Raw genomic sequence first — 1747 nt, 5'->3', positions numbered from 1 at the left:
AAATGCTGTCGCCGCCCAGTTCGAAGAACGAGTCATCGACCCCGACCCGCTCCAAACCCAGCACCTGGGCATAAATGCCGGCCAGAATCTCCTCGATCGCATCGCCAGGTGCCCGATAACCACCATCGTCGCGGTACTCCGGTGCCGGCAGCGCCCGCCTGTCGAGCTTGCCGTTGACCGTCAACGGCAGCGCATCAATGGCCACCACCGCCGCGGGAACCATGTACGCAGGCAACCGCTCGGCCAACGCCGCACGCATCCCGGCCACATCAGCAGTCCCGGTCACATAACCCACCAGGCGTTTATCACCGGGACGGTCCTCGCGGGCGATCACCACCGCCTGCTCCACCCCATCCAGCGCGGCCAACGCCGCCTGAACCTCACCCAACTCGATGCGATACCCACGGATCTTCACCTGCTCATCAGCACGACCCAGATACCGCAACTGCCCATCAGCACCCCAACACACCAAATCCCCGGTGCGATACATCCGCGCACCCGGCCCCCCAAACGGACACGCCACAAACCGCGACGACGTCAACCCCGCCCGGCCCACATACCCGACCGCCACACCGCGACCCGCCAGATACAACTCACCGACCACCCCGGCAGGCACCGGCCGCAACCACGCGTCGAGGACGAACGTCGCTCCCTTGGGCACTGGCGAACCGATCGGCACCACACCCGAACCCGCAGCCAACGGCGCACTGATCGCCGCGTAAATCGTGGCCTCGGTCGGACCGTAGGCGTTGATCATCACCCGACCCGGCGCCCACCGATCCACCACCTCGGCCGGACACGCCTCACCAGCGACCACCAACGCCGTCCGCTCCAGGCCCTGCGGCGACAACATCCCCACCGCAGACGGCGTCTGATACACAACGCTGACCTTCTCGGTCACCAACAGCTGGTGCAGATCCTCAGGCGAACCCGCGACCGCCTCGGGCACGATCACCAACCGGCTGCCATGCAAGAGGGCGCCAAAGATCTCCCACACCGAAACGTCGAACACCAACGAATGCCACTGCGACCACACCTGGCCGGGCCCCGCGGGCAGATCGACAGGCAACGACTCCAACACCTGAGTCACATTGCCGTGCGTGACCGCCACACCCTTGGGCACACCCGTCGTGCCCGAGGTGTAGATGATGTACGCAATATCATCAGCAGCCGGCACCGGCACGGCCGTGCCCGGATAGCTCTCCGCTACGCGTTCATCGACATCGATGACCGACACCGCACATCCATCCAATCGCGGCCGCAGCTCCGTTGTCGTGACCGCCGCGGTCGGCTTGGCATCGGCAAGCATGAACTCCAACCGCGCCGCAGGCACCGCCGGATCGAACGGCACGTATGCCGCCCCCGTCTTGAGCACCGCCAAAATCGACACAATCGCCTCAGCCGACCGCGGAATCAACAGCGCCACCGACTGACCCCGACCCGCACCTTGGTCGATCAACATATGCGCCAACCGATTCGACGCCTCGTCAAGCTCTTGATAGGTCATCGAGCGGCCGTCACAGGTCAGAGCCAGCGCCTCCGGCGTATGCGCCACCTGCATAGCGAACACCGCCGGTATTGACATCAACGCCGAACCCGGCCGCGTCAACACCGCCCGATTGCCCCACACATCCAACCCAGCACGCTCACCGGCATCCAACACATCCAAAGACGACAACCGCCGCCCGGGATCGGAGGCCATCGCGTCCAAAACGCGCCGCAATCGCGCGATCAACCGCTCGACACT

1 pseudogene is annotated in these 1747 nt (G+C 65.2%); it reads right to left on the bottom strand.

Going from position 1 to position 1747, the window contains the following annotated elements:
• Nucleotides 1–1702 (bottom strand): annotated as a pseudogene (locus BST47_RS30045) (non-ribosomal peptide synthetase); the annotation flags it as partial.
• Between the last annotated feature and the right edge of the window lie 45 nt (nucleotides 1703–1747).

It is taken from the genome of Mycolicibacterium tusciae, from assembly GCF_002086795.1.
GTDB lineage: Bacteria > Actinomycetota > Actinomycetes > Mycobacteriales > Mycobacteriaceae > Mycobacterium > Mycobacterium tusciae.
This window is presented reverse-complemented; position numbering and strand designations above follow the sequence as displayed.